This is a genomic window from Saccharopolyspora sp. SCSIO 74807, from assembly GCF_037023755.1.
GTDB lineage: Bacteria > Actinomycetota > Actinomycetes > Mycobacteriales > Pseudonocardiaceae > Saccharopolyspora_C > Saccharopolyspora_C galaxeae.
Genome location: NZ_CP146100.1, coordinates 1,311,545 through 1,337,485 on the forward strand (window position 1 = coordinate 1,311,545; position 25,941 = coordinate 1,337,485).

The following is a 25,941-nucleotide window of genomic DNA, read 5'->3' on the forward strand; positions in this document are numbered from 1 at the left end:
GGCCCGCTTTTTCCTGCGTCGGCCGGTGCCGGCTCAGCGGCTCGTCACGGCCCGAACCAGCGCTCCTCGGCGGATCGCGGCGGCGCGGCGGTGCTGCCGGTGAGCATCTGCGTCTCCAGCACGACCTCGCGCGGGCGGCCCGGTTCGCTGGTGTCCAGCAGCAACCGCCCGGCCGCGCGGCCCTTCTCCATCACCGGCTGGCGAATCGTGGTCAGCCCGACCCGCTCGGCGTCCTCGATGCCGTCGAAGCCGGTGACCGTGAGGTCTTCCGGCACGCGCAGGCCGCGGCGCTCGGCCTCCTGCATCGCGCCCAGCGCGAGGATGTCCGAGGTGCACACCACCGCGGTGATCTCCGGGTCCAGCTCCAGCAGTTGCGCCGCCGCGGAGGCACCGGATTCGGTGGAGTGGTCGAAGCGCTCCACCACCGGCACCTTCGACCAGTCCACGCCCGCTTCGCTGAACCCTTCGGCGAGCGCGGTGAGCCGGGAGCGCTGCACGTGGAAGCTGGCGTTGGCCTGCCGGTGCACCGAGGCGATCCCGTCGTTGCGCCCGCGCGCGAGCCGCATGCAGCAGACCCCGATGCGCCGGTGCCCGAGGCCGATCAGGTGCTCGGTGAGGACTTTGACGGCGCGTTCGTCGTCCGGCCCGACCCAGTCGACCTGCTCGACGCGCGGCTGGTCAGCGACCACCACCGGCACCGGCCGTTCCAGCACGGCGGCCAGGTGCGGGTCGTCCTCCGGCACCGAGTACACGACGAAGCCGTCCACCCCGGCGCGGTGCACCGACGCGACGTCTTCGTGTTCCGGGTTGGCCGGGATCAGCAGCAGCCCCTGCCCGGCGTCCTCGCAGGCCAGCGCGAGGCCTTCCAGGAAGCGGATCGCCGCGGGGTCGCGGAAGGCGTAGGAGAGGTTCTCGGTGAGCAGCAGTCCGACCGCACCCGCCTTGCGGGTGCGCAGCGAACGCGCCACCGGGTCCGGCCCGGGGTAGCCCAGCCTGCGCGCGGTGTCCAGCACCCGCTTGCGCAGCTCCGGCGAGAGCTGGTCGGGGCGGTTGTAGGCATTCGACACCGTGGTCCTGGAAACGCCCAGCTCCGCGGCGAGCGAAGCCAGCGTCGCGGGCCGTCGGGCATTCGTTGACCGAGCCATGGAGGAACGGTAACGGTTCAGTACTCGGGGGTGAAGCCGCCATGATGCAGATCCCACCGCTGATCGGAAACGATCACTCCTGGTCATCACGTGATCACGCAGTGAACGGGTGCGCCGGAACCCGTGAACTTAACTTAGTTAAGCGCTAAGTTTGCTTTCACTCGAGCCAGTGAAAGGTGCGTCACACATGTCAGAGGTCGCATACGTCCAGGCAGCACGCCTCTACCCCGGCAACCCGCCGGTTCGCGCGGTCGACGCCCTCGACCTGCAGGTCTCCGACGGCGAGTTCCTGGTGCTGGTCGGACCTTCCGGCTCGGGCAAGTCCACGGCGCTGCGGATGCTGGCGGGCCTGGAGGACATCGACGAAGGCTCGATCACCATCGGCGGCCAGGACGTCACCAACACCGCGCCGAAGGCCCGCGACATCGCGATGGTCTTCCAGTCCTACGCGCTGTACCCGCACATGACCGTCGCGGAGAACATGGGCTTCGCGCTCAAGCTGCGCAAGACGCCGAAGGACCGGATCCGGGCCAAGGTCACCGAGGCCGCCAAGATGCTCGACCTGGAGCAGTACCTGGACCGCAAGCCGAAGGCGCTGTCCGGCGGGCAGCGCCAGCGCGTCGCGATGGGCCGCGCGATCGTGCGCGAACCCAGCGTGTTCCTGATGGACGAGCCGCTGTCCAATTTGGACGCGAAGCTGCGGGTGGAGACCCGCGCGAACATCGCCGCGCTGCAGCAGCGGCTGGGCACCACGACGATCTACGTCACGCACGACCAGGTCGAGGCGATGACGATGGGACACCGGGTGGCGGTGCTCAAGGACGGCGTGCTGCAACAGGCGGCCACCCCGCGCGAGCTGTACGAGAACCCGCGCAACGCCTTCGTGGCCGGGTTCATCGGCTCGCCCGCGATGAACCTCAAGACCGTGCGGCTGAACGAAAGCGGCGCGGAGCTGGACGGGCAGACGGTGCCGCTGACCCGCTCGGCGCTGGCCGCCGCCGAGGGGCTGGAGCAGGTGACCTTCGGCATCCGCCCGGAATCGCTGCGCCTGGTCTCCGGCGCGGACGAGAAGAGCCTGCAGATGACCGTGCAGCTGGTCGAGGAGCTGGGCGCGGACGCGCTCGTGCACGGCACCATCCAGGTCGACGGCTCGCCGGAGCGGTTCGTGGTGCGCACCGACGGCCGCACGCCTCCGGCGCTCGGGCAGCAGGTGCAGGTGGCGCTGCGCGACGCGAGCGAACTGCACCTGTTCCACCCGGAAACCGGCGCCCGCCTCGAGGCCTGACGCGCCCGGAGCGGCAGCGATCCGCTGCCGCGCTGCTCCGCGCAAGGTGCACCGAAACGGCGCGACGGAGTCGCGCCACTGGTTGCGAATGGCCGTCGTCGGCGACAGGACGAGAGCCTGCCTGCCGACGCGCCGGGCCAACTCGATGCCCACCGGGCTCGGGCGCGCGGGAGCACTGCTGCAGCAGGTGGCGCTGCGGCTTGCGCCACGTGAACGTCGCTTCCAGATCCGACCAACCGGTCACGACACTCCCCGCAGCACGATCACGCGGTATGACCTGCGCAAATCAGTGCACCGGCGGAACGGCTCACAAGCATTCGCGCACTCCGCGGGTCCGGTCGGGCACCGCGAGTGAACACAAATAGTTGTCATGTTCACTTCGCCCAGCCGATGGTTTTCGCTGGTGCGGCGGCGTAAGCTGCACATGACAACGGTTTCCGTTTGCCTGCCGCCTGCCCGAGGAGTCGCACATGACCGCGTTGATCCGACGTGCCCGCCGCACCAGCGCCGCAGTGGCAGGACTGGCGGCGACAGCGCTGACCGTGAGCGGCTGCGGCGGCGCGGGCGGCGGGTCCGCCGACGACGGGCTCAACGTCGTGGCCACCACCAACGTGTGGGCGAGCGTGGCCCGCGCGGTCGGCGGCCCCGGCGTCCAGGTCGACTCGATCATCGACGACCCGGCCGCGGACCCGCACTCCTACGAGAGCAGCCCGCGGGACGCGGCCAAGGTCTCCGATGCCGACCTGGTGCTGGTCAACGGCGGCGGCTACGACGAGTTCGCCGAACAGATCCTGGCAGGCTCCGGGCAGGACAAGCCGACCGTGCAAGCCGTCGAGGGCGAGAACGAGCACAGCCACGACCACGGCGAACCCGCGCAGGGGGAAAACGAGCACGCCGGACATGAGCACGGCGGACATGAGCACGGGGAACATGAGCACGGGGGCCACGACCACTCCACCAACGAACACGTCTGGTACGACCTGCACGTCGTGCGCGAGACCGCCGACAAGGTCGCCGAGCAGCTCGGCAAGCAGCAGCCGCAGCAGGCCCAGGAATTCCGGGACAACGCCGCCAGGTTCGGCGCGCAGATCGAGGACCTCGGCTCCCGGGTGGACCAGCTCGCCGCCGCGGACCGCGGCAAGAAGGTGATCGTCACCGAGCCGGTCGCGCACTACCTGGTCGAACGAGCGGGGCTCACGGACATCACCCCGCAGTCGTTCGTGCGTTCCGCGGAGGAGGGCAACGACCCGCCCGCCGCGGCGGTCGCGGAGATCCAGAACGCGGTGAACTCCAAGCAGGCCGCCGCGGTGATCTACAACCCGCAGACCGAATCCCCGGTCACCAAGTCGGTCCGGGAGGCCGCGCAGCGCGGTGGCACCCCCGTCGTCGAGATGACCGAGACGCTGCCGCAGGATCAGGACTACCTGCGTTGGATGGACGGGCAGATCAACGACCTGCGGCAGGCGCTGACCGCCCGCCCCTGAGCGGCCCGCCCGGACCGCGCCACCTCCGAACCGAAAGCCACCGTTGGAACCCATCACCGACACCGCGGACACCTCCGCGCCCTCCGCACCGGACCGCGACCCCGCGGTCGAGCTGCGCGACGCCCGCCTGGCCTACGGCACCCGAGTGCTGTGGGAGGGGCTCGACCTGGACGTGCGCCCCGGGGAGTTCCTGGCCGTGCTCGGCCCGAACGGCTCGGGCAAGACGAGCCTGCTGCGCGTGCTGCTCGGACTGCAGCCGCTGTCGGCCGGAACCGTGCGCGTCGCGGGCGAACCGGCCCGGCGCGGCAGCGACCGCATCGGCTACATCCCGCAGCAGCGCTCCATCGACCCGACGCTGACGGTGCGCGGCACCGACCTCGTCGGGCTCGGGCTGGACGGGCACCACTGGGGCGTGGGCTTGCGGCACCGCCGCGCGCGCAAGCAGCGGGTCGAGCGGGCGCTGCGCGCGGTGGAGGCCACCGAGTACGCGCGGGCGCCGCTGGGCCTGCTCTCCGGTGGTGAGCAGCAGCGGCTCCGCGTCGCGCAGGCCCTGGTCGGCGAGCCGGACGTGCTGCTGTGCGACGAACCGCTGCTGTCGCTGGACCTGGCGCACCAGCGCAACGTGAGCAGCTTGATCGCCCGGCAGGCGCGGGACGCCGACGCGGCGGTGCTGTTCGTGACGCACGAGATCAACCCGGTGCTGCCGCTGGTGGACCGGGTGCTGTACCTGGTCGACGGCCGGTTCCGGATCGGCACTCCGGACGAGGTGATGACCTCGGAGACGCTGTCCGAGCTCTACCGCGCCGACGTGGAAGTGGCCCGCGTCGGCGGCCGCCTGGTCGTCGCGGGCGCCGACGGGCCCGACCACCACGTCGAAGGGCAGCGGTGATGGACGAGCTGATCGAATCGCTGGGCCGGATGTTCGACTTCGAGCTGACCGGGGAGCTGCTCGGCTACCCGTTCGTGCAGCAGGCGCTGCTGGCCGCGGCCGCGCTCGGGCTGGTCTCGGGCGCGCTGGCGCCGCTGGTGGTGGCCCGGAAGATGTCGTTCGCGGTGCACGGCACCGCCGAGCTGGCGTTCACCGGCGCCGCGGCGGCCTTGCTGATCGGGGCGAGCGTCGGCGTCGGCGCGCTAGCGGGCGCCGTGGTCGCTGCGCTGCTGCTCGGCCTGCTCGGGCAGCGCGGCGGTGAGCGGGACTCGGTGATCGGCGCGATCCTCTCGTTCGGGCTGGGTCTGGGCGTGCTGCTGCTGTGGATGAACCCGGAGCGCACCGCGAACAAGTTCAGCCTGCTGGTGGGCCAGATCGTGGGCGTGGACTCAGCCGACGTCGCGCTGCTGACCGGCAGCGCCGCGGTGGTGCTGGTGGCGCTCGCGGTGGTGTACCGGCCGCTGCTGTTCGCCAGCGTCGACCCGGACGTGGCGGCTGCGCGCGGAGTTCCCGCCCGGATGCTCACCCCGCTGTTCGCGGTGCTGGTCGGGGTGGCCACGGCGCTCGGGGTCTACACGGTGGGCGCGCTGCTGGTGCTCGCGCTGATGGTCACGCCGGGTGCCGCGGCGGCGCGGGTGACGGCGAGCCCGCTGCTGGCGACGGTGCTGGCGGTGGTGTTCGCGGAGTTCGCGGTGCTCGGCGGCATCGTGCTGTCGCTGGCTCCGGGGGCGCCGGTGAGCGCGTTCGTGACGATCTTGTCGTTCGTGATCTACCTGGTGTGCAGGCTGGTCGGCGGCGCTCGGCTGCGCCGGGTGGCGCACGCACCGGCCGCGGCCTGAGCCGCCCGGGACGTCGCTGGCGGTCTCCCGCTGCCGCGCCCACGCTGGACCGGTGTTCTCACCGGAGCCGAGCGGACGGACCCTGCTGGTCGGTGCGCTGACGAACGTTGGCGCGATCGCCGCAGGCACGGCGGTGTACTTCGCGCTGCCGCTTGGCGTGTTCGGCAAGTCCGGCACGTGGGCGTTCGTCGCGCTGTTCGCGCTGGGGCTGGCGCTGGTGTCGGCGGCGATCGTGCGGCAGGTGCGGCGCTTCCGCTCCGGCGCGGCCAGGTTGACCGGGGTGCTCACTTCGCTGTACCTGGCGGTGCTGTTCTTCGCGGCTGTCTACTTCGGACTGTCCGCGCACTGGCCGGGGTCGGTGGTGCAGCTGCGCACGAAGGTCGACGCGCTGTACTTCGCGCTGTCGATCACCAGCACGGTCGGGTTCGGCGACGTGCACGCGGCCGGGCAGCAGGCGCGCGCGGTGGTCGGCGTGCATCTCGTGTTCAACCTCGGCTTCCTCGGGGTCGCGGTGCACGCCGTCCGGTCCGTCCGCGCCTGACCGGGTCAACGAGGATGCGCGGCGAGGACCGCGCCGATCCGGTCGGCGACGGCCGGATCGAGCAGGTCGTAGCGGCCGCCGGAGACGAACCGCTCGGACAGCTCGAACGTCACCACCTCGCCTTCGGCCAGGAACTCGCCCATCTCCCGCGGCCGGGCAGGCACGTCTTCGGCGTGCGCGATGCCGATGTCGGTGAACGTCGCGGCCAGGTACGGGCTGGCGAACTGGCTGAACGAGTCCCCGATCATCCGCGTCGGCTGCCGGATCATGCCCGGCTTGGGCGGCGAGTGCAGCTGCAGCGGCCGGTGGAAATCACTGGGCCGGAATCGGGTGTTGTCCGCGCCGCCGTCCGGGGCCAGCGAATATGCCTGGATCGGCACGGTGCGCTGCTGCCCGAGCAGGTCGGGGATGTCCGCGGTGTGCGGGTACTGCCTGCTGGGCGCGACCTTCCAACCGTCGGTCACGCCGGGCTGCAGGCGCTCGCCGAGCTGGTAGGCCATCGTGATGCCGCCCTCGTGGGTCCAGTGCGTGTCGATGTCGTGGTAGATCGGCCGCCCGTTGCGCTCGGCGGCTTCCCGCAGCGGTTCGCGCATGTCCACTGCGCCGGTGGCCTGCGGCACGCGCCGCCAGAACTCCTGCCGCGCGCGCGTGGCGCAGTCCTCGCCCGCGTAGTTCTCCGGCAGGTTCCCCGGGTACATCGTGGATTTGTCCGGCGCGATCACCAGTTGGAACCGCCGCCCGGACGCCTCCACCACCTGCCGCCACCGCTGCAGGCCGCTGATCACCTGCTCCAGGTCGCGCCGCGCGGTGCACGGGTACGACACGTCGTGCCCGAGGTACAGCCAGCCCGCGTCACCCTCGATGACCTTGGGGAACACGTTCTCGTCCAGCGGCGGGCGCGGCTGCTGGTCGCTTCCGGTGCCGATCGGCGAGCTGTGCGAGCCGTTGTCCAACCGGGCGGGTTCACCGAACACGCCCTGGCTGATGCCGTGCACCGAACGCACCGCCGCACCGCGGAACGGCAGGTTCTCCGCCGCCCACGGCCCGAGGCCGGTGAGGAAGCCCCAGCCCTCGGTGATGCTCGGGAACTCCGCGGGCGGCCGGTTCTCCAACTGCTCCGCGCGTGCCCCGAACACCCAGGTCGTCACCGGTGCGGTCAGGAACAGCAGCGCGCACAGCAGGGCCGTGAGCTGCCGCCGCCCGTGCCGCGGCCGGTGCAGCGGGTGCTCCCGCGGCAGCCACGACTCGTGCACCGCAGGTAATTCCGTGGGGTCCGTCCTCGACACGGTGCTCACGCTAGCGGGCGGCCGCGTCCCGCCGCGGGCACTTCACCGCGCTCGTCAGGGGTGCACGAGCAGGAGCAGGTCGGAACGGCTCCCGTCGGGTTCAGCAATGGCGGCGGGCAGGGTCCGTTCCACCACGAAGCCCTCCGACTCGTAGAGCGCCAGCGCCCGCGCATTGCTCGGTTTCACGTCGAGCCACACCCTGCTCGCCTGATAGCGCTGGTGGGCCCGGTCCACCAGCAGCCGCAGCAACCGCCGCCCGGTCCCGGAACCGCGGGCGTGCTCGGCGACCACGATCCTGCGCAGCTCGATCACGCGGTCCTGCCTGCTCAACCCGGCCAGCACCGCGAAACCGGCGGGGCCGTCGCGGGTTTCGGCGAGCAGATGTTCCTGATCGGAGTCCGCCAACGCCTTCGCGTGCCATTCCCGGCTGGTGTCGCCGAGCCACCGGGACGTGCCGTCGTCGAGTTCCATCTCCGCGACAGCGGCCAGCTCGTGCTCGGCGGTGGGGCGCAGATCGAGCATGCGGGCACGGTACTGGGCGAAGTCCGGGCGTTCCGGAGCATTCGTCAGAACTGGTAGTACAAGAACGGGCTGAACGCACCGGTGGCCACCAGCAGCCCGGAGTACGCCAGCCCCACCGTCATGACCCCGATGCGCAGCGCGTTCGCCTGCCTGGTGCGGACGGATTCGAGGAACGGCCCGGTCCCGGTCGTCGCGGGCAGCGCCACCACGACCAACGCGACCAGCAGGAAGAACATCCGCTGGTGCGTGACCGAAGCGGCGACGATGTCGGTCAGCCCGGACAGGTCGGGCACCAGCATGTGCCCGAGCATCGTTCCCGCGGTGCCCAGATCAGGTGCCCGGAAGAACACCCACCCGACGACGATCAGCAGCAGCGTCAAGGCGCGGCGGCCCAGCTGCGCCGCCCACTCCTCCGGCGCGCGGTCGTAACCTGTGGCGCGCTCGACGACCAGCAGCAGCCCGTGGAACAGGCCCCACACCAGGTAGGTCCACGCCGCCCCGTGCCAGAACCCGGTGAGCACGAAGACGATCGTCAGGTTCCGGTAGGTGCGGCCCACACCGCGCCGGTTGCCGCCCAGCGGGATGTACACGTAGTCGCGGAACCAGCGGGACAGCGACATGTGCCAGCGCCGCCAGAACTCGGTGATGGTCACCGAGGAGTACGGGCGCGCGAAGTTCTCCGGGAGCTTGAACCCCAGCATCCGGCCGAGCCCGATCGCCATGTCCGAGTATCCGGAGAAGTCGAAGTACAGCTGCACCGCGTAGCCGATCGCCCCGAGCCACGCCACCGCGAAGGTCATCTCCGAGCCCGGCGTGGCGAAGCAGGCGTCGACCATCGGCGCCAGCGTGTCGGCGACCACGACCTTCTTCGTCAGCCCCCACGCGAACCGGGGGAAACCGGCGGCGATGTCGTCCAGCCGGTGCGTGCGCGGCTGCGGCAGCTGATCGGCGATCTCCCGGTAGCGCACGATCGGACCGGCCACCAGCTGCGGGAACATCGCGATGTAGGTGACGAACGCGACCGGGTTGCGCAGCGCGGGCCGCTCACCGCGGTACACGTCCACGACGTAGGAGATGTGGTGGAACGTGTAGAACGAGATCCCGATCGGCAGTGCCAGCTGCAGCACCGGCAGGTCCGCGCCGAACCAGCCGCCCAGCGTCGCGATCTGCTGCGTGGCGAAGCCCGCGTACTTCCACAGCACCAGGACCAGCAGGTTGAACGAGACCGCGCCGATCAGCAGCCACCTGCGGCGCTGCGCGTCCAACCGCCATTCGTCCGGTTCCAGGCCGCGCCCGGCGAAGTAGTTGACCACCACGCACGCCAGCAGCAGCAACGTCGTGCCGCCCGCGCCGCTGGCGTAGAACACCAGGCTCGCGGCGGCGACGATCCCGTTGCGCGCGGTGCGCGGGGCGAGCAGCACGGCCGCCAGCACGACCGGCAGGAACAACCACAGGAACAGCGGAGTGGAGAAGTACATCGGTGCGCCGGCCTCGCGTTGCCGGGAGGCCTGGCCTCCCCGTTCGTCTCCGCCGGACTCTAGTGCAGGCGAGTCCCCGGATTCTGCGGAACGGCGCGATCCGATTCGCGCGCGGCGCAGCTACCGGCACCCGCCCCAGCGGCCCGCCCACCCCGCTTCGCCAGGAGTGAACGGACCGTTCGACCAATCTATTCGGACCAACAGTCCGTTCGCTCGGAAACTCCGGGTGCTCGTGAACGAGCGGATCCGGCGGGGCGCACCCCGATCAGCGCCAGCGGCTCGGCACGCTGCTCAGCGCCTCCGGCGGCGAGCCACCTCGGAGAGCACGACCCCGGCCGCGACCGAGGCGTTCAACGACTCGACCTCGCTGAACATCGGGATGGACACCGTCTGATCGCAGGTGTCCCGCACCAGCCGGGAAAGCCCGCGGCCCTCCGAGCCGACCACCACGACCAGCGGCCGGGTCGCCAGCTCCAGCTCGTCGGAGCTGATGTCGGAGTCCGCGTCCAGCCCGACCACCATCAGGCCCTCGGACTTGAGGTCCTTGAGCGTGCGGGTGAGGTTCACCGCCATCGCCACCGGCAGCTTCGCCGCCGCCCCGGCGCTGGTGCGCCAGGCGACCGCGGTGATCCCGGCGCTGCGCCGCTGCGGCAGGATCACCCCGTGCGCGCCGAACGCGGCCGCGGAACGGATCACCGCGCCCAGGTTGCGCGGATCGGTCACCCCGTCCAGCGCGACCAGCAGCGGCGGCCGGCCGGAATCCACGGCGGTGCGGAGCACGTCGTCGGTGTGCGCGTACTTGTACGGCGGCACCTGCAGCGCCATGCCCTGGTGCAACGCGCCACCGGTCATCCGGTCCAGCTCGGTGCGCGGCACCTCGACGACCGAGATGCCGCGGTCGCCTGCACGCTGCACCGCTTCTTTCACGCGGTCGTCCGCGTCGATGCCGTACGCCACGTACAGCCCGGTGGAGGGAACCTCCGCGCGCAGGCATTCCGCGACCGGGTTGCGGCCCGCGATCAGCTCCGGCTGCTCCCGCTGTTCCCGCTGCTTGCGCTGCTGGAACTCGGACTTCGCCTTGGCCGAGTCGACCCGCTGCTTGGCGGGGTGGCTGACCCGGTTCTTCGCCTTGGGCGTGGGGCCCTTGCCTTCCAGCCCCTTGCGACGCTGGCCGCCGGAGCCCTTCACCATGCCCTTCTTGGTGCCGGGCTTGCGGGTCGCCCCGCGGCGCTTGTCGTTGCCTGCCAACGTTGTCTCACCCGTCCTTGAGTGTCCACAGCGGACCGTCGGGGGTGTCCTCGACGGCGACGCCGGAAGCCAGCAGCCGGTCCCGCAACAGGTCGGCGGTGGCGAAGTCGCGTTCCGCCCGCGCTTTCTGCCGCTGCTCCAGCAGGCCGTCCACCAGCTCGGTCAGTGCTCGCCGCGCCGCGTCGTCGGCGCCGGAATCCTCGGCCCACTGCGGCGAGAGCGGGTCCAGGCCGAGCACATCGGTCATCGTGCGCACCGAGGCCGCCGCCGTGCGCGCCGCGGCGTCGTCACCGGCGTCCAGCGCCGCGTTGCCGTCGCGGATCGTGGTGTGCACCGCGGCGATCGCCTGCGGCGTGGACAGGTCGTCGTCCATCGCCGCGGCGAACTCCGGCCGGACCTCGCCGTGCTCGACGCTGCCGGTGCGCTGCACGACGCGGTGCAGGAACGACTCGATCCGGCGGTAGGTGGTGCTCGCCTCGGTCAGCCCTTCCTCGGAGAACTCGACGGTCGAGCGGTAGTGCGGGCCGACCAGGTAGTACCGCAGCTCGCTGGCCCTGGCGCGTTCCAGCACCGCCGGGATGGTCAGCATGTTGCCGAGCGACTTCGACATCTTCTCGCCGCTCATCGTCACCCAGGCGTTGTGCATCCAGTACCGGGCGAAGGGGTCGCCGGCCGCGTTGGACTGGGCGAGTTCGTTCTCGTGGTGCGGGAACACCAGGTCCAGCCCGCCGCCGTGGATGTCGAACTCGCTGCCCAGGTAGCTGGTCGCCATCGCGGAGCACTCCAGGTGCCAGCCCGGCCGCCCCTCGCCCCACGGCGTGGGCCAGCTCGGTTCGCCGGGCTTGGCGGCCTTCCAGAGCGTGAAGTCGCGCGGATCCCGCTTGCCTGCGGCCGCGACCTCGCCCTGCTGCACCTCGTCGAGGCGCTGCCCGGACAACCTGCCGTACTCCTCGCTCCAGGAGGACACCGAGAAGTACACGTCGCCGCCGGTGGCGTACGCGTGCCCCTTGTCGATCAACCGCTCGATGAGCTCGGACATCTGCCCGATGTGCCCGGTGGCGCGCGGCAACGCCGACGGGGGCAGGCAGCCGAGCTGGTCGTAGGCGTGCTCGAAGGCCCGCTCGTGGGTGGCCGCCCACTCCCACCACGGACGTCCGGCCTCGGCCGCCTTGTTGATGATCTTGTCGTCGATGTCCGTGACGTTGCGGATCAGCCGCACGTCGTAACCGGTGTGCCGCAGCCAGCGGCGCAGCACGTCGAAGTTGAGCCCGCTGCGCACGTGGCCGACGTGCGGCACGCCCTGCACGGTCGCCCCACAGACGTAGATCGACGCCACTCCGCCGCAGCGCGGGTGGAATTCGCGCGTCGTCCGGGTCGCGGTGTCATGCAGGTGCAGGCTCACGATCCCGATGGTACGGGGCCAGCCTGATCGCGAACCACGACAGGGGTCGGCGCGTCAAGACCGGCCAGCGGAATTTCCGCCCGGCCTCAACCCTCGCGGACCGGTTCGGCCTGCGCACCGTGCGCGGCGACCGCCTTGAGCAGCGCATCCGGCCGGTCCTCGGTCGGCAGCGGGGGCACGATCTCGACGGCGCAGCCGATCTGCGCGGCGCCGCCGTCGGCCTCCTCGCTGTCGCCGATCATCAGCGCCTCCTCCGGCGCCACGTCCAGCCGCGCGCAGGCGAGCCGGAACAGCTCGGCGTCCGGCTTGATCACGCCTTCGACGTAGGACATCAGGTACTCGTCGACGAGGTCGAGCACGCCCAGCTCGGCGAACGCCGGCCGGATGTCGAAGGCGATGTTGCTGATCACCGCGATCCGCACGCCCTGGTCCCGCAGGTTGCGCAGCACCTGGGCGGTGTCCGGATACGGCGTCCAGGACAGCGGGTCGACCAGCCGCGAGTACAGCCCCTCGGCCTGCTCCGGCGTGCTGATCCCGGACAGCCGCAGCACCTCGAGGTTCGACTTGCGGTGCATCTCCGGGTCGAGGTCCCGGTGGTACCAGGCGTGCTGGTACTCGGGCTCCATCACCGCCACGTTGCCGGACGGGGCGGTGAGCTTGCGCAGCACCTCGGTCTGCGCCTCCAGGTCCAGCGGGGTACCGCTGCCGTCGGTGAGATCGGCCAGCCAGGACTCGTCCTGCTCCAACCGGAACAACGTGCCGGAGAAGTCGAAGAACACCGCGCGCAAGGTCACCGGCCCAGCGTACGTGCGGGCCGGAGCGCACCGCCGGAACCTGCGGCCGATCTCACTGCGCAACGACGACCGGACACGAGGTGACCGCACTCTCCGCTACCCTTCGATCACAGCACCGGCTGCCGAAGGCGACCATGGCGCACTCGCACAACGAGTTCCACGGCAATGCCAAGCACGTTGTCCAGGCGGAACGCATCGACAACGTGCACATCACGCAGGTCCCCGATGATCCGCTGAGCGAGCCCCAGGAAGCCCTCGCGCACGCCGTCGAACTGCAATGGCGCGAAGAAGCGGCCAAGCGCAGGCTGTTCGACCCGGCACCGCTGGCGGTGTCCTGGCACGCGGTCGACGGAGACCTGGCCGACCACGCGCGCAACACCGGCGCACCGATCTCCGGCAGCAGCGACCGGATCAGCACCCTGGTGCGGGCCTTCCGGGAGACGCCGGAACGCCGCCTGGTCCTGCTCGGCGACGGCGGCTCCGGCAAGACCACGCTCGCGCTGCTGTTGCTGCTCGGGCTACTGAAGGAGCGCGCGCCGGGTGATCCGGTGCCGGTGCTGCAGTCGATCAGCTCGTGGAACTCCGCCGGTGAGCACGTGCACACCTGGCTGGCCCGGCGGCTGGCGGAGGACTACCCGGACCTCGGTGATCAAGGGCCGGACACCGTGCAGCGCCTGCTCGGCACCGGTCGCGTGCTGCCGATCCTGGACGGCTTGGACGAGTTGCCCGGCCCTCGGCGGGAGCTGGCGATCACGACGTTGAACCGCTCGCTGAACGCCGACGCCCCGCTCGTGCTGACCAGTCGCACCGCGGAGTACGAGGCAGCGGTCCGCAAGGCCGATGTGCTGCGGTCCGCGGCGGTGGTGCAGGTCGAGCCGGTCGGCGTCGACGTGGTCATCGACTACCTGTCCGCGGCCGTCTCGCCGCAGCGGACGAACTCGTGGCAGCGGGTGTTCACGCATTTGCGGGAGCACCCGGACGGACCGCTGGCCCAAGCCCTCGGATCGCCGTTCATGGCCTCGCTGCTGCGCAACGTTCATGCGCCGCGGCGGTACGCACCGGTGCACCTGACCGAGCTGGCGACCCGTAGCGAGGTGGACGAGCACCTGCTGGACGACCTGGTGCGGCACGCCTACGAGGAGCCATCGGCGCAGGCGCACGATCCCCGAAAGGCCCCGCAGTGGCTTCGGTTCCTGGCCGGCACTCCGCACACCGGCAACAAGCACGGTGTCGGCAATCCCGACCTGGCGTGGTGGGAGCTGCAATTCGCGGTGCCGCGTTGGCTCTACCCGGTTTCCGGCGGAATCGTCTTCGCCGTGGCACTGGGTGCGTGCTGGGCGGGCGCGGGCAACCCGGTGGAGCTGTTCGACCCGGTCCTCGCCGTCGGCTCGCTCGTAGTGACCTTCCTGATCTTCACGGCCGCTTCAGCATCGCCGCTGTGGAAGGCAAAGCCCCGAAGTCGACGCTGCGGCGGACCGGACGCCGACCTGTCACCGACCTCGCCCGGAGAATCGCGCGAGTGTGCGCGGCGATGGTCGCGGTCTCCGCGGCGATGCTGCTGACGGGAGGCGCGGCGATCCAGTTCCTGCTCGGCGCGAGCAACTCCCGGAACGGCCGATCCCGGGCGACCTGGCACTGGCTGACCCGCGGCGGCGGCATCTCCGGCACCTCGTGGGAGGCGACCACTCCCACTACTTCGTTGCGCGACGACCGGACCGCCACCCTGATCCCGGCGTTGACCTTCCTCGTGCTCGGGAAACTGCCGACGCTCGCGCTCTTGGCGCTGGGGCCGATGCCCCCGGACGAAGCGTGGCCGGTCACCACCGCAGGGCTGACCGACCTCATCGGGACGGTGCTGTGCATCGGAACGCTGACGGAATCAGCATGGTGGTACTTCGTGATCGCCCGCGGCTGGCTGGCGATGCGCGGCAAGATCCCGCTGCGGCTGATGCGGTTCCTCGACGACGCGCGGGAGCGCGAACTGCTCCGGCAATCCGGAGCCGTGTACCAGTTCCGGCACGCGCAGCTGAAGGAGCACATCAAGCAGAAGTGGTGATGCTCAGCATCGGCTCGCCCGGTCGCGGTGCATGGGCGCGAGGATTCCGAACACGCAGCACGCGGTGCTGATCCACAGGACCAGCGCGGCCAAGGCGAGCGCGGCGGGCCCGCCGCCCGCCCACAGCAGCAATGCGCACGGCCAGGCGATCAGCGGCTGTCCGACCACTGCCCGGCGCACCCAGCGGTTCTGTCCGATCACCATGCGTCGAGCATGAACCGGATGCGGGCGGCGCGGCCAGGGTGCGCACCCCGAGCTTTCCCGGACTTGTCCCCGCGATCCCCCGGCGTTAACCGGGCGCGCAGGTCAAGCGGCCGGGAAGAGCAACGCGGTGGCGATCGCGGCGATGCCTTCCCCGCGGCCGGTCAGCCCGAGCCCGTCACTGGTGGTTCCGGAAACCGACACCGGCGCGCCGAGCACCTCGGAAAGCACCCGCTGCGCCTCCTCGCGGCGCTTGCCGATCCGCGGCGCGTTGCCGATCACCTGGACCACGGCGTTGCCGACCTGGAAACCGGCCGCGGTGATCCGCGAGCGCGCTTCGGTCAGCAGCTCCGAACCGTGCGCGCCGGACCACCGCTGGTCGCCGGTGCCGAACACGGCACCGAGATCTCCGAGCCCGGCCGCGGAAAGCAGCGCGTCGCACAGCGCGTGCGCTGCGACATCACCGTCCGAATGTCCGCTGCACCCGTCGACGCCGGGCCAGTGCAGCCCGGCCACCCAGCACTCGCGTCCCGCTTCCACCGGATGCACGTCGACGCCCTGCCCGATCCGGGGAACCGGGCCGGACGGTGCGTTCACCGGGGATCTCCGATCGGTTCGGCCGCGAGCACCGACTCGGCGATCGCCAGGTCGAACGCGGTGGTGATCTTCAAGGCGTGCGGGTGGCCCGCAACGGTGCGCACCACACCACCGATCCGCTCGACCAGCCCGGCGTCGTCGGTGGCGGAGTCATCGGCCGCGGCGTACGCGGCGCGCAGCACGTCGATCTCGAAGCCCTGCGGGGTCTGCACGCTGCGCAGCCGGGAACGGTCCACGGTCGCGCTGACCACCTCGTCGGCGTCGACCTGCTTGATCGTGTCACTGACCGGCAGCACCGGAACGACCGCGGAGGCACCGCCGCGAACGGCGTCGGCCACCTCGCGGATCACCGGCACCGGGGTGAACGCCCGCGCGGCGTCGTGCACCAGCACCGCCCGGACATCCGGCACGGCCCGCTCGGCCGCCGCCAGTGCCAGCCGCACTGACTCGGTCCGGTCCGCACCACCGGCAACGACGCCGACCGGCGAAGCCGGATCGGACACCTCGGCAGGTGATTCGGGAACGTTCGCGCCGAAACCGGAATCCGGCCGCCACGACGCGACGGCACCGAGCACCGCCAGCTCCCGCTGCACGACATCGACCTGGTCGGGCGGGGCAGCGACCACCACGTGGTGCACGCTGCCGGACTCCAACAGCCCGCGAACGGCGCGGACCAGCAAGGACTCACCCGAAACCGGGACCAGTGCTTTCGGCGTCCCGGCCCCCAGGCGCACCCCGCGCCCGGCGGCCGGAACCAGGGCCACCACTTTCACGCTTCGCCGGACCCGCCGATCAGACGGCCGTTGCGAGCACTTCGTCCAACAGGGACTCGGCCTTGCCCTCGTCGGTGCCCTCTGCCAGCGCGAGCTCGCTGACCAGTATTTGCCGGGCCTTCGCGAGCATTCGCTTCTCACCCGCGGACAATCCGCGGTCCTTTTCGCGCCGCCAGAGGTCGCGCACCACTTCGGCCACCTTGTTCACATCGCCGGAGGCGAGTTTCTCCACGTTGGCCTTGTACCGCCGGGACCAGTTCGTCGGTTCCTCGGTGTGCGGGGCGCGCAGCACGTCGAAGACATGGTCCAGACCCTCTTGACCGACCACGTCCCGAACACCGACGATCTCGGCGTTGTCCGCAGGAACGCGCACGGTCAAGTCGCCTTGGGCGACTCGCAGGACGAGGTACTGCTTTTCCTCGCCCTTGATCACGCGGGTCTCGATTGCTTCGATGAGCGCAGCACCGTGGTGCGGGTAGACGACGGTCTCTCCGACCTTGAAAACCATGTGTCCTCTGCCCCTTTCGCTCAGCTCAGCCTAGCACGAGCGACAACCGAGCCTCGACCGCCCTACCATCGTCATCGCAGGTCAGGACGCGATCGGGGGTTGACAAACAGCCACTGGCCGTGCTTCGCCAGGTCCGCGCGGATGGCTCGATTGATCCATTGTGGACATCCGGTGGGCGGGCCGCACGCCGCCGGACGGGGGTCTGCCTCGGGTCCTGCGGGAAGGGCGATTAAGCTGCCACGCGGTCGTCCGGCTATCAGGAAGGACACTGCCACCGTGAGCCGCCCCCAGCACCACACTGCTTTCCGCGTGCGGTTGACCTCGGCCGCACTGGGCCTGGGCGCCGTCGTCGCACTCGCCGGCTGCAGCGCGGGCCAGGTGACCGAGACCGACACCCAGGTCGCCGCCGTCCCCGGCGGCAGCGGCGATGTCAACGGCATCGGCGTGCGCAACGCGACGCTGGTCTTCCCGACCGGCCAGGGCCGGTACGGCCCGGGCTCCTCGGCGCCGCTGCAGGCCGTCTTGATCAACAGCGGCGCGCAGGACGACAAGCTGGTCCAGGTCACCAGCAGCTTCGCCAATTCGGTGCAGGTCGGGCAGACGACGGAGCTGCCGTCGAACAGCTCGCTGCACGCCGACGGTGCGCCGGCGCAGAGCGGCCAGACCTCGCAGGGTGCCCAGCCTTCGCAGGGCGGCCAGCCTTCGCAGCAGCAGGCGCCCTCGCAGGGCAGCGCCACCGACGAGCGGCAGGTGTCGATCACGCTGAACGGCCTCACGCAGCAGATCACACCGGGCGTCACGGTTCCGGTGACCTTCGTGTTCGCCAAGGCCGGACCGGTCACCGTGCAGGTGCCGATCGGCGAGGACTCCAGCCCGCGCCCGGAACACGGTTCCGGCGGGGCGAGCCACCACTGACCAGCGGTTTCGCTTCGGGAGGGCCGCCAGCGGGCGGCCCTTCGGCATGTCCGGGGCCGACTCGCCGGAGCACTGCGGCCGGTGGAGTCGTCGGGCCCGGCGGATAGCCTCCCGCCGTGCCTGCCAAGAACGCCCGCGCGGCCCGCCCCGCCTACCGCTGCGCCGACTGCGGCCACGAGGTCACCAAGTGGCTCGGCCGCTGCCCCTCCTGCCACGCCTGGAACACCATCGAGGAGACCGCCGCGGCCCGGCCCGCCGCCGCGAAGGTCACCGCCGCCGCACCGGCGACCTCCGCGCGCCCGATCGCCGAAGTGGACCTGGACTCGGCCCGGCAGGTGCCGACCGGCATCGCCGAGCTGGACCGGGTGCTCGGCGGCGGGATCGTGCCTGGCGCGGTGATGCTGCTGGCCGGGGAGCCGGGAGTGGGCAAGTCGACGCTGCTGCTGGAGGTCGCGCACCGCTGGGCGGCGGCCGGTTCGGGCGGCCCTTCGCTGTACGTCACGGGTGAGGAATCGGCGGGCCAGGTGCGGTTGCGCGCGGAGCGCACCGACTCGCTGCACCCCGAGCTCTACCTCGGTTCGGAGGCCGACCTCGGAGCCGTGCTCGGGCACGTGGACGCCATCCGCCCCGGACTGCTGATCATCGACTCGGTGCAGACCGTGCAGTCGCCGGACGTGGACGGCACGCCGGGCGGGGTCACCCAGGTCCGCGCGGTCACCTCCGGCCTGGTCGCGCTGGCCAAGGAACGCGGGCTGCCGGTGGTGCTGGTCGGGCACGTGACCAAGGACGGCGCGGTGGCGGGACCGCGCGCGCTGGAACACCTGGTGGACGTGGTGCTCAACTTCGAGGGCGACCGGCATTCGTCGCTGCGGATGCTGCGCGGAATCAAGAACCGTTTTGGCCCGGCCGACGAGGTCGGCTGCTTCGAGCAGCGCGACGACGGGATCGCCGAGGTGGCCGATCCCTCCGGGTTGTTCCTGAACCGCCAGGAGGCTGCGGTCCCGGGAACCGCGGTGACGGTCATGGTCGAGGGCAAGCGCCCGCTGCTGGCGGAGGTGCAGGCGCTGGTCGCGCCGACCCAGATGCAGATCCCGCGCCGGGCGGTGAGCGGGCTGGACTCGGCGCGGGTGTCGATGGCGCTGGCGGTGCTGGAAAAGCGCGGCCGGGTCCGCACCGGCGAGAAGGAGGTGTTCGCGGCCACCGTCGGCGGCATGAAGGTCACCGAGCCCGCCGCGGACCTGGCGGTGGCGCTGGCCATCGCATCGTCGGCCATGGACGTTCCGCTGCCGCCGAACATGGTGGTGGTCGGCGAGGTCGGGCTGGCCGGGGAGATCCGCCGGGTGAACGCGGTGGGCAGGCGGCTCGCGGAGGCGCAGCGGCTGGGTTTCGACCGCGCGCTGGTGCCGCCGGATTCCGGCAGGCTCCCCTCCGGGATCAAGGCCACCGTCGTGCCCGACCTGCAAACCGCCCTCAAGTCGCTGCGCTCGAACTGAGCCTCTCCCGCACGCGCCAGCCTCAGCGGGTGAACGGACCGTTCGACCAATCTATTCGGACCAACGGTCCGTTCACCCACGATGAACGGGGTCAGGTGAGGCGGAACGGGGTTGGCTGGCTGATGAGGCCGCCCAGGCGGGCGCCGACTACGTAGTCGCCCGCGGGAGCGGTCTCGCGCTTGGCGGCGCACTGCTCGGGCGATGCTTCCGGGGTGGAGGCGACGCCGGTCCATTCGAGTTCGTTGCGGACGGATTCACCGGGGGCCAGCACCGGCATCTCGTTGCTGGATTCGGTCTGGCAGTCGTTGCTCGACCAGAAGCGCTTGCCGTCCGCAGTGGACACCACGACCTCGCGCAGCATCCGGCCGGTGTCCCGGACGCAGTCCACCGGGCCGGTGTTGGTGATGACCATGCGCAGCCCGACCGGTTCGCCTGCCGGGATCTCCGGGCGCACCGGCTCCGCGGTGATCCGCAGGTCCCGGTCGCCGCACGCCGGTGGAGCCGCGGGTGGCGCGGCGGCCTGCGGCGGCGGGGCACCCCCGTGCGTTCCGGCTTGCTGCGATGCTGCCGGGACGAGCGCTCCGGCCAGCGCGATCACGCCCCACACCGCGAGAGCGATCGCCAGCAGGACCGCACCGAACGCCACCGCTCGGCGGCGCCAGTACACCTCGGGGCGAAGCGGTCCGATGGGATCCAGCACGGTCCGACAGTAACCCGGTGATCCCGCTGAGCCGACCAATCGATGATCACCCGATCAGGCGTATTTGTACCGCCGTTCAGGCAGCAAGATCAGTCCGTTCGTGTGGTCTTGCCCCGGTACGCGGCCGGTTCCGGGGCGCCCCGGGAGCTCCGGCGCGCGCCTGGCAGGATCGGTGCCGAGATGACGACGACCGCCTGGGACCCCACCGAGCTGATCGACTGGTTCGCCGCCGAGGCCCGCCCGCTGCCGTGGCGCGCGCCCGGCACGACCGGCTGGGGCGTGCTGGTCAGCGAAACCATGCTGCAGCAGACGCCGGTGAACCGCGTGCTGCCGATCTGGCAGGAGTGGATGGCGCGCTGGCCGCGCCCGTCCGACCTGGCCGCGGCCCCGCAGGCCGAAGTGCTGCGGGCCTGGGGCAAGCTCGGCTACCCGCGCCGCGCGCTGCGCCTGCACCAGGCCGCCGGGGCGATCGCCGCCGACCACGACGACCTCGTTCCGTCCGATGTGGACACCCTGTTGGCGCTGCCGGGGATCGGGACCTACACCGCCCGCGCGGTCGCCGCGTTCGCCTACGGCAAGCGGGCTCCCGTGGTGGACACGAACGTCCGCAGGGTCGTGGCACGGGCCGTGCACGGCGCGGGCGATGCCGGGCCGCCGTCGCCGAAGCGCGACCTCGCCGATGTCGAGGTGCTGCTGCCCGGCGACGACGCGAGCGCGGCGAGCCTGTCGGCGGCGTTGATGGAACTCGGGCAGGTGGTGTGCACGGTCCGCTCCCCCGCCTGCGAGCGCTGCCCGATCGCGCACGACTGCGCGTGGCAGCACGCCGGGCGCCCGGCCTACGCGGGACCGCCGAAGAAGGTGCAGCGCTTCGCGGGAACCGACCGGCAGGTGCGCGGCAAACTGCTGGACGTGCTGCGCGGCGCGGAAGGTCCGGTGCGGCGGGAACAGCTCGACGCGGTCTGGTCGGACGCCGGTCAGCGGGACCGTTGCCTGGATTCGCTGCTGGTGGACGGGCTCATGGAGCAGACCGAGGACGGGAGGTTCGCATTGCCCGGGGAGCACGGGGCCTAGGCAACGCTTGCCGCGGACGTCTTCCTCCGCGAGCCGGAAGAGCACTGGCCCGCAGCAGCACCGACCCAAGCACCAACGGAGCGCCGAGCGATCCGGCCGATTGGAAATCGAGGGAGCTGGACCGATGGCGCAGGAACTGACCGTCTTCTTCGACGACTCCACCGACGGCGAGCTGCGCGCGCTGCGCGACCGGCTCACCGCGGCCGGAGTTCCGGTCACCGCGGGACGTCCCGGCGTGACGCTGGCCGCCGCGGGCAACATCCCGGCGGCGACGCGCAAAGCGCTGCGCGCGGAGCTGCGCGTGCTGTCCATTCCGGACCTGTGGTTCTACACGCTGGGCACTTTCCCCGGCGAGGACGCGGTTCTGCTGCTGACGGCGGTGGTGGACACCGAGCTGCTGGCGGTGCATTCGGCCGTGCACGACGTGCTGGCGGGAAAGGTCGCGCACCCGTCGGCGTACTACTTCCCCGGCGCCTGGATCCCGCACTGCCCGCTGACTCCGGCATTGGACCGCGAGCAGCTGGCGGCCGGGTTCGCCGCGCTGCAACCCGCGGGCTCGATCCGCGGCTCGGTCTCCGAGATCGCGATCAAGGACGCGAACGGGGCCGAAACGCTCGCCTGACGCGCTCGGTCGGGTGATCTCCGCACCGCTCCGACCGGCACCGCGAAACAGCTCCCGCAAGCCTGCGACCTGCGATCCCGAGCTCTCCACAGTGGACTACTCCGGGTGCCCGCCCGAGTTGCCCACGCCCACCTGCAGGCCCACTTTGGATCGGCATCCTGCCACGCGGCGTGAGGAGCGACATGGATGTCGAAGGCGTGAGCATCGTCGCCCGCGGGATCACCGCAACCGGCCCGGAAGGCATCGTCTTCGAGAACGTCGACGCGCGGATCTACCCGGGCGAACTGGCGGTGGTCGTCGGTGAGGGCGGCACCGGCCGCACCTCGCTGCTGCTGGCGCTGTCCGGCAGGCTGCGGGTGCTCGCCGGGCGGATCGAGTTCGACGAAGCACCCCGCCGCGCGCGGCACGTGCGGCGGAGCGTGGTGCCCGCCCGGCTGCGGCCCGGTTTCGAGCTGGAAGGCCGGCTGCGGGTCGCCGAGACCATCCGGGAGCGCAGGCTCACCACCCGCGTTTCCGCCCGGGCCGTGGAGGAAGCGCTGGCCCTGGTAGGCGCCGACGTGGACCGGGACGCGCTGATCGACGAGCTCTACCCGGACGACAAGCTGCTGCTGGCCATCGCGCTGGCCGCAGCCGGTGAGCCGCCGGGGATGCTGGTCGACGACGTCGACCTCGGACTGCTGCCGTCCGGGCGCAGCCGGGTGTGGTCGGCGTTGCGCACGCTCGCCGACACCGGCATGACCGTGCTGGCCAGCGCCACCGAACACCCTTCGGAAGCCGACGTGCAGATCAAGCTGCCGTACAACATCGTCGACTTCGGCGACGACACCACCGGGCTCCCGCTGTTCAGCACGCCCTTGGCCCGCGAGGACACCCGATGAAGGCGCTGTACCTGGCTTGGCTGGAACTGCGCCGGTTCCGCGGGCCGTGGCGCCGGTTCGCGCCCGCGGTGCTGATCCTGATCCCGCTGCTGTACGGGGCGGTGTTCCTGTGGTCGAACTGGGACCCCTACGGGCGGATGTCGGCGGTGCCGGTCGCGGTGGTCAACTCCGACCGCCCGGCCGACCGCAACGGGGAGCGGGTCAACGCCGGTGAGCAGTTCGTGCAGCAGCTGCGCACGACGGACACGTTCCAGTGGAACTTCGTCGACGCGCAGGAAGCGCGCGCCGGGCTCGAGGACGGGCGCTACTACTTCACCATCCAGGTGCCGGAGGACTTCAGCAGCCGGCTGGCGAGTTCCACCCGCAGCGCGCCGCAACGCCCGGCGCTGATGCTGACCAGGAACGACGCCAACGGGCACCTGGCAGGGATCATGGCCGACACGATGCGCGGCGAGCTGCAGAACCAGATCAACGCCGCCGCCTACTCGGCCTACGCGCGGGCGCTGTACGGCGACCTCGGCGAGGTGCGCGGCAAGCTCACCTCCGCGGCCGAGGGCTCCGAGCAGCTGGTGCAGGGCACCCAGCTGAGCAGGCAGAGCACCGGGGCGCTGGCGCGCGGGCTCGGCGGAGTGCAGGACGGGACCGGCCGCGTCTCCGGCGGCTCGCAGGACATCTCGGACGCCACCGCGCAGCTGGACCAGCGGTTGTCCTCGATCAACGACTTCTCCTCCCAGCGGCTGCCCGCCACCGCGGACGCGCTGGTCGACGCGGGCGGACGAGCGGTCAGCGACCTCAACGGCGTCGCTTCCGGCACCGCGGCGGCGAACGGTCAGGCGGCCCGGAGCGCGGGCGCCTTGCAGCGACTCGCGAACCGGCACCCGGAGCTGTCCGCGGACCCGGCGTACCGATCCGCGCTGGGCGACGCCCGCCAGGTAGCCGCGACCACCGCGGCCATCGACGGCGCCGCGCAGGACGCGCGAACATCCGCCGCGGATGCGCACGACCGGGCATTGGCGCTGCGCGACGACATGGTGCCGTTGCAGGAGGAGATCAAGGACGTCAACGAGCCCGCCGAGCGGCTGCGGGTGGCGTCCGCCGAACTCAGCGCCGCCTCCTCCGGGCTCACGCAGGGGATCAACGCGCTGGTCGCGAACATCGGCGTCGCCGAGACCAGCGCGGGGCAGCTCAACGACGGGGCGCGCAAGCTCGCGGACAACGTGCGCGGCGGCCTGGACCGGATGCCGCCCGCCGGGCCGACCGAGGTCGCGAAGGCGTCCTCGGAGCTGGGCACCCCCTCGGTGGTGCGGGCGACGACGCTGAACTCGGCCGACACCTACGGACGAGGGATGGCTCCGCTGCTGTTCGGCATCGCGTTGTGGAGCTTCGGGCTGTTCGCTTACCTGCTGTTCAAGCCGCTGAACCCGCGGGCGCTGGGCGGGCGCACCAACCCGTTCTCGATCGCCATCGGCGGCTGGCTGCCCGCGGCAGCGCTCGGTGTGATCGGCGGGCTGGTGCTGATGGGCGCGCTCGATCTGGCGCTGGGGCTGGCACCGGTGGACCCGGTGGGCACGGTCGGGTTGATCACCTTGGGCGCGGGCGCGTTCGTGGCGATCGATCACTTCCTGCGCGCGGCTTTCGGGGCGACCGGCGGCCTGGTGTCGGCGGCGCTGCTGGTGCTGCAAATAGCGGGCTCCGGCGGGCTGTACCCGCTGGAGGTCTCGCCGGAGCCGTTCCAGGCGGTGCACGCCCTGCTGCCGATGACCTACCTCGTGGACGGGCTGCGGGTGACGATCAGCGGCGGCGAGGTGACGCACCTGGTGCACGACGCGGTCGTGCTGGGCAGCGTGCTGCTCGGCTTCCTGCTGCTGACCTCGCTGGTGGTGGTGCGGCACCGGATGTGGACGGTCGCGCGGCTGCACCCGCAGTTCGAGGTGTAGCGCTCGTCAGCGGCCCGCGCGCATCAGTAGCCTGGGCACATGGCGGTTGTGAAGATCAATGCGATCGAGGTCCCGGAAGGCCAGGGGCCCGAGTTGGAGAAGCGGTTCGCCAGCAGGCACGGGTCGGTCGAGGACGCCCCGGGCTTCCTCGGTTTCGAGCTGCTGCGCCCGGTCAACGGCGAGTCGCGGTACTTCGTCTACACCAAGTGGGAGACCGAAGAGGACTTCCAGAACTGGGCGCAGGGACCGGCGAAGGCCGCGCACGCGAACGCGAACGAGAACCCGGTCGCCACCGGCGCGAGCCTGCTGGAGTTCGAGATCGTCCAGCAGACGCAGAAGTGAGCCCGGCCGCGGAAACGGCCCCGGCCGCCGCGCCGCCCGTCCGCCGGGCGCGCGGCCGCTCGGGCACGCGGGCATGAGCGACGATGCGCTGTCCGCGGCCGCGGAGCTGATCCGCGACGCCGAAGCGCTGCTGGTGTGCGCGGGCGCGGGGATCGGGGTGGACTCCGGCCTCCCCGACTTCCGCGGCGACACCGGTTTCTGGCGGGCCTATCCGCCGTACGAGCGGCTGGGCCTGAGCTTCGCCGAGGTCGCCGATCCGGTCCACTTCGCCGAAGATCCCGAGCTGGCGTGGGGCTTCTACGGCCACCGGCTGGCGATGTACCGGCGCACCACGCCGCACGAGGGTTTCCGGATCCTGCGCCGCTGGGGTGCGTCGATGCCGTCCGGCTCCGGCGTGTTCACGTCCAACGTGGACGGACATTTCCAAGCGGCCGGGTTCGAGCAGGTCGCCGAATGCCACGGCAGCATCCACCACCTGCAGTGCCTGGAACCCTGCACGGACGACGTGTGGTCCGCCGACGACGTCTCCGTCGAGGTCGACACCGCGACCATGCGGGCGGTTCCGCCGCTGCCCGCCTGCCGCAACTGCGGCGGCACCGCGCGGCCGAACATCCTGATGTTCGGGGATTTCAGCTGGATCCCGGAGCACGCGCAGCCAGCGCTGGACTCGTTGCAGGCGTGGCGGCGGTCGTTGCGCTCGGCCCGCCTGGCCGTGGTCGAGCTGGGCGCGGGAACCGCGGTGCCGACGGTGCGGCGGCACGCCGAGCTGGCCAGCGCCGGGTCCGGCGCACTCATCCGGATCAACCCGCGCGAGCCGGAGGTCCGGCACGGGCGGGGCATCTCGCTTCCCGCGGGCGCGCTGGAGGCGCTCGGGGCGATCGACGAGCGGCTCTGAC

27 protein-coding genes are annotated in these 25,941 nt (G+C 71.5%); 15 read left to right on the plus strand and 12 right to left on the minus strand.

Going from position 1 to position 25,941, the window contains the following annotated elements:
* Nucleotides 1–44 precede the first annotated feature (44 nt).
* Nucleotides 45–1,145: a LacI family DNA-binding transcriptional regulator gene (locus V1457_RS05770; RefSeq protein ID WP_200068314.1), complete on the minus strand. Its 1,101-nt coding sequence runs from the start codon at nucleotides 1,143–1,145 to the stop codon at nucleotides 45–47.
* Between the two features lie 187 nt (nucleotides 1,146–1,332).
* Here V1457_RS05770 and V1457_RS05775 point away from each other — a divergent pair, with 187 nt between their 5' ends.
* The 5 genes from V1457_RS05775 (at nucleotide 1,333) to V1457_RS05795 (ending at nucleotide 6,222) form a co-directional block, all read left to right on the plus strand.
* Nucleotides 1,333–2,430, plus strand: coding sequence for an ABC transporter ATP-binding protein (locus tag V1457_RS05775; protein WP_200068313.1), 1,098 nt, complete (start codon nucleotides 1,333–1,335; stop codon nucleotides 2,428–2,430).
* A 470-nt stretch (nucleotides 2,431–2,900) separates the two neighbouring features.
* Complete coding sequence (locus tag V1457_RS05780) at nucleotides 2,901–3,914, plus strand: metal ABC transporter solute-binding protein, Zn/Mn family (protein WP_200068312.1); 1,014 nt, start codon at nucleotides 2,901–2,903, stop codon at nucleotides 3,912–3,914.
* A 43-nt stretch (nucleotides 3,915–3,957) separates the two neighbouring features.
* Entirely contained in the window at nucleotides 3,958–4,803 is an 846-nt protein-coding gene (locus V1457_RS05785; protein WP_233626601.1) for a metal ABC transporter ATP-binding protein, read from the plus strand.
* Nucleotides 4,803–5,681, plus strand: a complete 879-nt coding sequence (locus V1457_RS05790) for a metal ABC transporter permease (protein WP_200068311.1) — start codon at nucleotides 4,803–4,805, stop codon at nucleotides 5,679–5,681. The genes V1457_RS05785 and V1457_RS05790 overlap by 1 nt, the downstream gene beginning before the upstream one ends.
* A 52-nt stretch (nucleotides 5,682–5,733) precedes the next feature.
* Complete coding sequence (locus tag V1457_RS05795; RefSeq protein ID WP_200068310.1) at nucleotides 5,734–6,222, plus strand: two pore domain potassium channel family protein; 489 nt, start codon at nucleotides 5,734–5,736, stop codon at nucleotides 6,220–6,222.
* A 5-nt stretch (nucleotides 6,223–6,227) separates the two neighbouring features.
* Here the strand turns inward: V1457_RS05795 and V1457_RS05800 are convergent, their stop codons facing one another.
* The 6 genes from V1457_RS05800 to V1457_RS05825 all read right to left on the minus strand — a co-directional run bounded on the left by V1457_RS05800 (nucleotide 6,228) and on the right by V1457_RS05825 (nucleotide 12,952).
* Nucleotides 6,228–7,475: an alginate O-acetyltransferase AlgX-related protein gene (locus V1457_RS05800; RefSeq protein WP_338601135.1), complete on the minus strand. Its 1,248-nt coding sequence runs from the start codon at nucleotides 7,473–7,475 to the stop codon at nucleotides 6,228–6,230.
* An 87-nt stretch (nucleotides 7,476–7,562) separates the two neighbouring features.
* On the minus strand, nucleotides 7,563–8,030 hold the full coding sequence (locus tag V1457_RS05805) for a GNAT family N-acetyltransferase (RefSeq protein WP_200068308.1): 468 nt from the start codon (nucleotides 8,028–8,030) through the stop codon (nucleotides 7,563–7,565).
* A 44-nt stretch (nucleotides 8,031–8,074) separates the two neighbouring features.
* The gene (locus tag V1457_RS05810; RefSeq protein WP_200068307.1) at nucleotides 8,075–9,508 is read right to left on the minus strand and encodes an MBOAT family protein; all 1,434 of its coding nucleotides are present in this window, start codon (nucleotides 9,506–9,508) and stop codon (nucleotides 8,075–8,077) included.
* A 291-nt stretch (nucleotides 9,509–9,799) separates the two neighbouring features.
* On the minus strand, nucleotides 9,800–10,756 hold the full coding sequence (gene rlmB, locus V1457_RS05815) for a 23S rRNA (guanosine(2251)-2'-O)-methyltransferase RlmB (RefSeq protein ID WP_295150771.1): 957 nt from the start codon (nucleotides 10,754–10,756) through the stop codon (nucleotides 9,800–9,802).
* A gap of 7 nt (nucleotides 10,757–10,763) precedes the next feature.
* Entirely contained in the window at nucleotides 10,764–12,158 is a 1,395-nt protein-coding gene (gene cysS, locus V1457_RS05820) for a cysteine--tRNA ligase (protein WP_200068305.1), read from the minus strand.
* An 86-nt stretch (nucleotides 12,159–12,244) separates the two neighbouring features.
* Nucleotides 12,245–12,952 (minus strand): HAD family hydrolase, encoded by a 708-nt coding sequence (locus V1457_RS05825; protein WP_200068304.1) that lies wholly within the window; start codon nucleotides 12,950–12,952, stop codon nucleotides 12,245–12,247.
* 134 nt (nucleotides 12,953–13,086) lie between these two features.
* Between V1457_RS05825 and V1457_RS05830 the strand changes: the two genes are divergently transcribed.
* Both V1457_RS05830 and V1457_RS05835 read left to right on the plus strand, forming a co-directional pair.
* On the plus strand, nucleotides 13,087–14,514 hold the full coding sequence (locus tag V1457_RS05830; RefSeq protein ID WP_338601148.1) for an NACHT domain-containing protein: 1,428 nt from the start codon (nucleotides 13,087–13,089) through the stop codon (nucleotides 14,512–14,514).
* On the plus strand, nucleotides 14,472–15,008 hold the full coding sequence (locus V1457_RS05835; RefSeq protein ID WP_338601151.1) for a hypothetical protein: 537 nt from the start codon (nucleotides 14,472–14,474) through the stop codon (nucleotides 15,006–15,008). Before V1457_RS05830 ends, V1457_RS05835 begins: the two co-directional genes overlap by 43 nt.
* 3 nt (nucleotides 15,009–15,011) lie before the next feature.
* Here the strand turns inward: V1457_RS05835 and V1457_RS05840 are convergent, their stop codons facing one another.
* The 4 genes from V1457_RS05840 to V1457_RS05855 form a co-directional block, all read right to left on the minus strand.
* Nucleotides 15,012–15,212 (minus strand): hypothetical protein, encoded by a 201-nt coding sequence (locus tag V1457_RS05840; RefSeq protein ID WP_200068302.1) that lies wholly within the window; start codon nucleotides 15,210–15,212, stop codon nucleotides 15,012–15,014.
* A gap of 102 nt (nucleotides 15,213–15,314) precedes the next feature.
* The gene (gene ispF, locus V1457_RS05845) at nucleotides 15,315–15,806 is read right to left on the minus strand and encodes a 2-C-methyl-D-erythritol 2,4-cyclodiphosphate synthase (protein ID WP_295150762.1); all 492 of its coding nucleotides are present in this window, start codon (nucleotides 15,804–15,806) and stop codon (nucleotides 15,315–15,317) included.
* Nucleotides 15,803–16,579, minus strand: coding sequence for a 2-C-methyl-D-erythritol 4-phosphate cytidylyltransferase (gene ispD, locus V1457_RS05850; protein ID WP_200068301.1), 777 nt, complete (start codon nucleotides 16,577–16,579; stop codon nucleotides 15,803–15,805). The genes ispF and ispD overlap by 4 nt, the downstream gene beginning before the upstream one ends.
* A gap of 19 nt (nucleotides 16,580–16,598) precedes the next feature.
* Entirely contained in the window at nucleotides 16,599–17,087 is a 489-nt protein-coding gene (locus V1457_RS05855; protein WP_200068300.1) for a CarD family transcriptional regulator, read from the minus strand.
* 276 nt (nucleotides 17,088–17,363) lie between these two features.
* Between V1457_RS05855 and V1457_RS05860 the strand changes: the two genes are divergently transcribed.
* Nucleotides 17,364–18,002, plus strand: a complete 639-nt coding sequence (locus tag V1457_RS05860) for a hypothetical protein (protein WP_338601158.1) — start codon at nucleotides 17,364–17,366, stop codon at nucleotides 18,000–18,002.
* A gap of 116 nt (nucleotides 18,003–18,118) precedes the next feature.
* Entirely contained in the window at nucleotides 18,119–19,495 is a 1,377-nt protein-coding gene (radA, locus tag V1457_RS05865) for a DNA repair protein RadA (protein WP_200068299.1), read from the plus strand.
* 91 nt (nucleotides 19,496–19,586) lie between these two features.
* Here radA and V1457_RS05870 read toward each other — a convergent pair whose 3' ends face one another.
* Nucleotides 19,587–20,195 carry a hypothetical protein gene (locus tag V1457_RS05870; RefSeq protein ID WP_338601161.1) on the minus strand — a complete coding sequence of 203 codons (609 nt, stop codon included), beginning with the start codon at nucleotides 20,193–20,195 and terminating at the stop codon, nucleotides 19,587–19,589.
* 180 nt (nucleotides 20,196–20,375) lie between these two features.
* Between V1457_RS05870 and V1457_RS05875 the strand changes: the two genes are divergently transcribed.
* The 6 genes from V1457_RS05875 to V1457_RS05900 all read left to right on the plus strand — a co-directional run bounded on the left by V1457_RS05875 (nucleotide 20,376) and on the right by V1457_RS05900 (nucleotide 25,940).
* Nucleotides 20,376–21,266: an A/G-specific adenine glycosylase gene (locus V1457_RS05875; protein ID WP_200068297.1), complete on the plus strand. Its 891-nt coding sequence runs from the start codon at nucleotides 20,376–20,378 to the stop codon at nucleotides 21,264–21,266.
* 124 nt (nucleotides 21,267–21,390) lie between these two features.
* Entirely contained in the window at nucleotides 21,391–21,888 is a 498-nt protein-coding gene (locus tag V1457_RS05880; RefSeq protein WP_200068296.1) for a 2'-5' RNA ligase family protein, read from the plus strand.
* A 182-nt stretch (nucleotides 21,889–22,070) separates the two neighbouring features.
* Nucleotides 22,071–22,766, plus strand: a complete 696-nt coding sequence (locus tag V1457_RS05885) for an ATP-binding cassette domain-containing protein (protein ID WP_338601166.1) — start codon at nucleotides 22,071–22,073, stop codon at nucleotides 22,764–22,766.
* The gene (locus V1457_RS05890; protein ID WP_338601169.1) at nucleotides 22,763–24,703 is read left to right on the plus strand and encodes a YhgE/Pip domain-containing protein; all 1,941 of its coding nucleotides are present in this window, start codon (nucleotides 22,763–22,765) and stop codon (nucleotides 24,701–24,703) included. The genes V1457_RS05885 and V1457_RS05890 overlap by 4 nt, the downstream gene beginning before the upstream one ends.
* A gap of 39 nt (nucleotides 24,704–24,742) precedes the next feature.
* Nucleotides 24,743–25,045 (plus strand): antibiotic biosynthesis monooxygenase, encoded by a 303-nt coding sequence (locus V1457_RS05895; protein ID WP_200068293.1) that lies wholly within the window; start codon nucleotides 24,743–24,745, stop codon nucleotides 25,043–25,045.
* Between the two features lie 73 nt (nucleotides 25,046–25,118).
* Nucleotides 25,119–25,940: a Sir2 family NAD-dependent protein deacetylase gene (locus V1457_RS05900; RefSeq protein ID WP_338601173.1), complete on the plus strand. Its 822-nt coding sequence runs from the start codon at nucleotides 25,119–25,121 to the stop codon at nucleotides 25,938–25,940.
* Nucleotide 25,941: the final 1 nt, after the last annotated feature.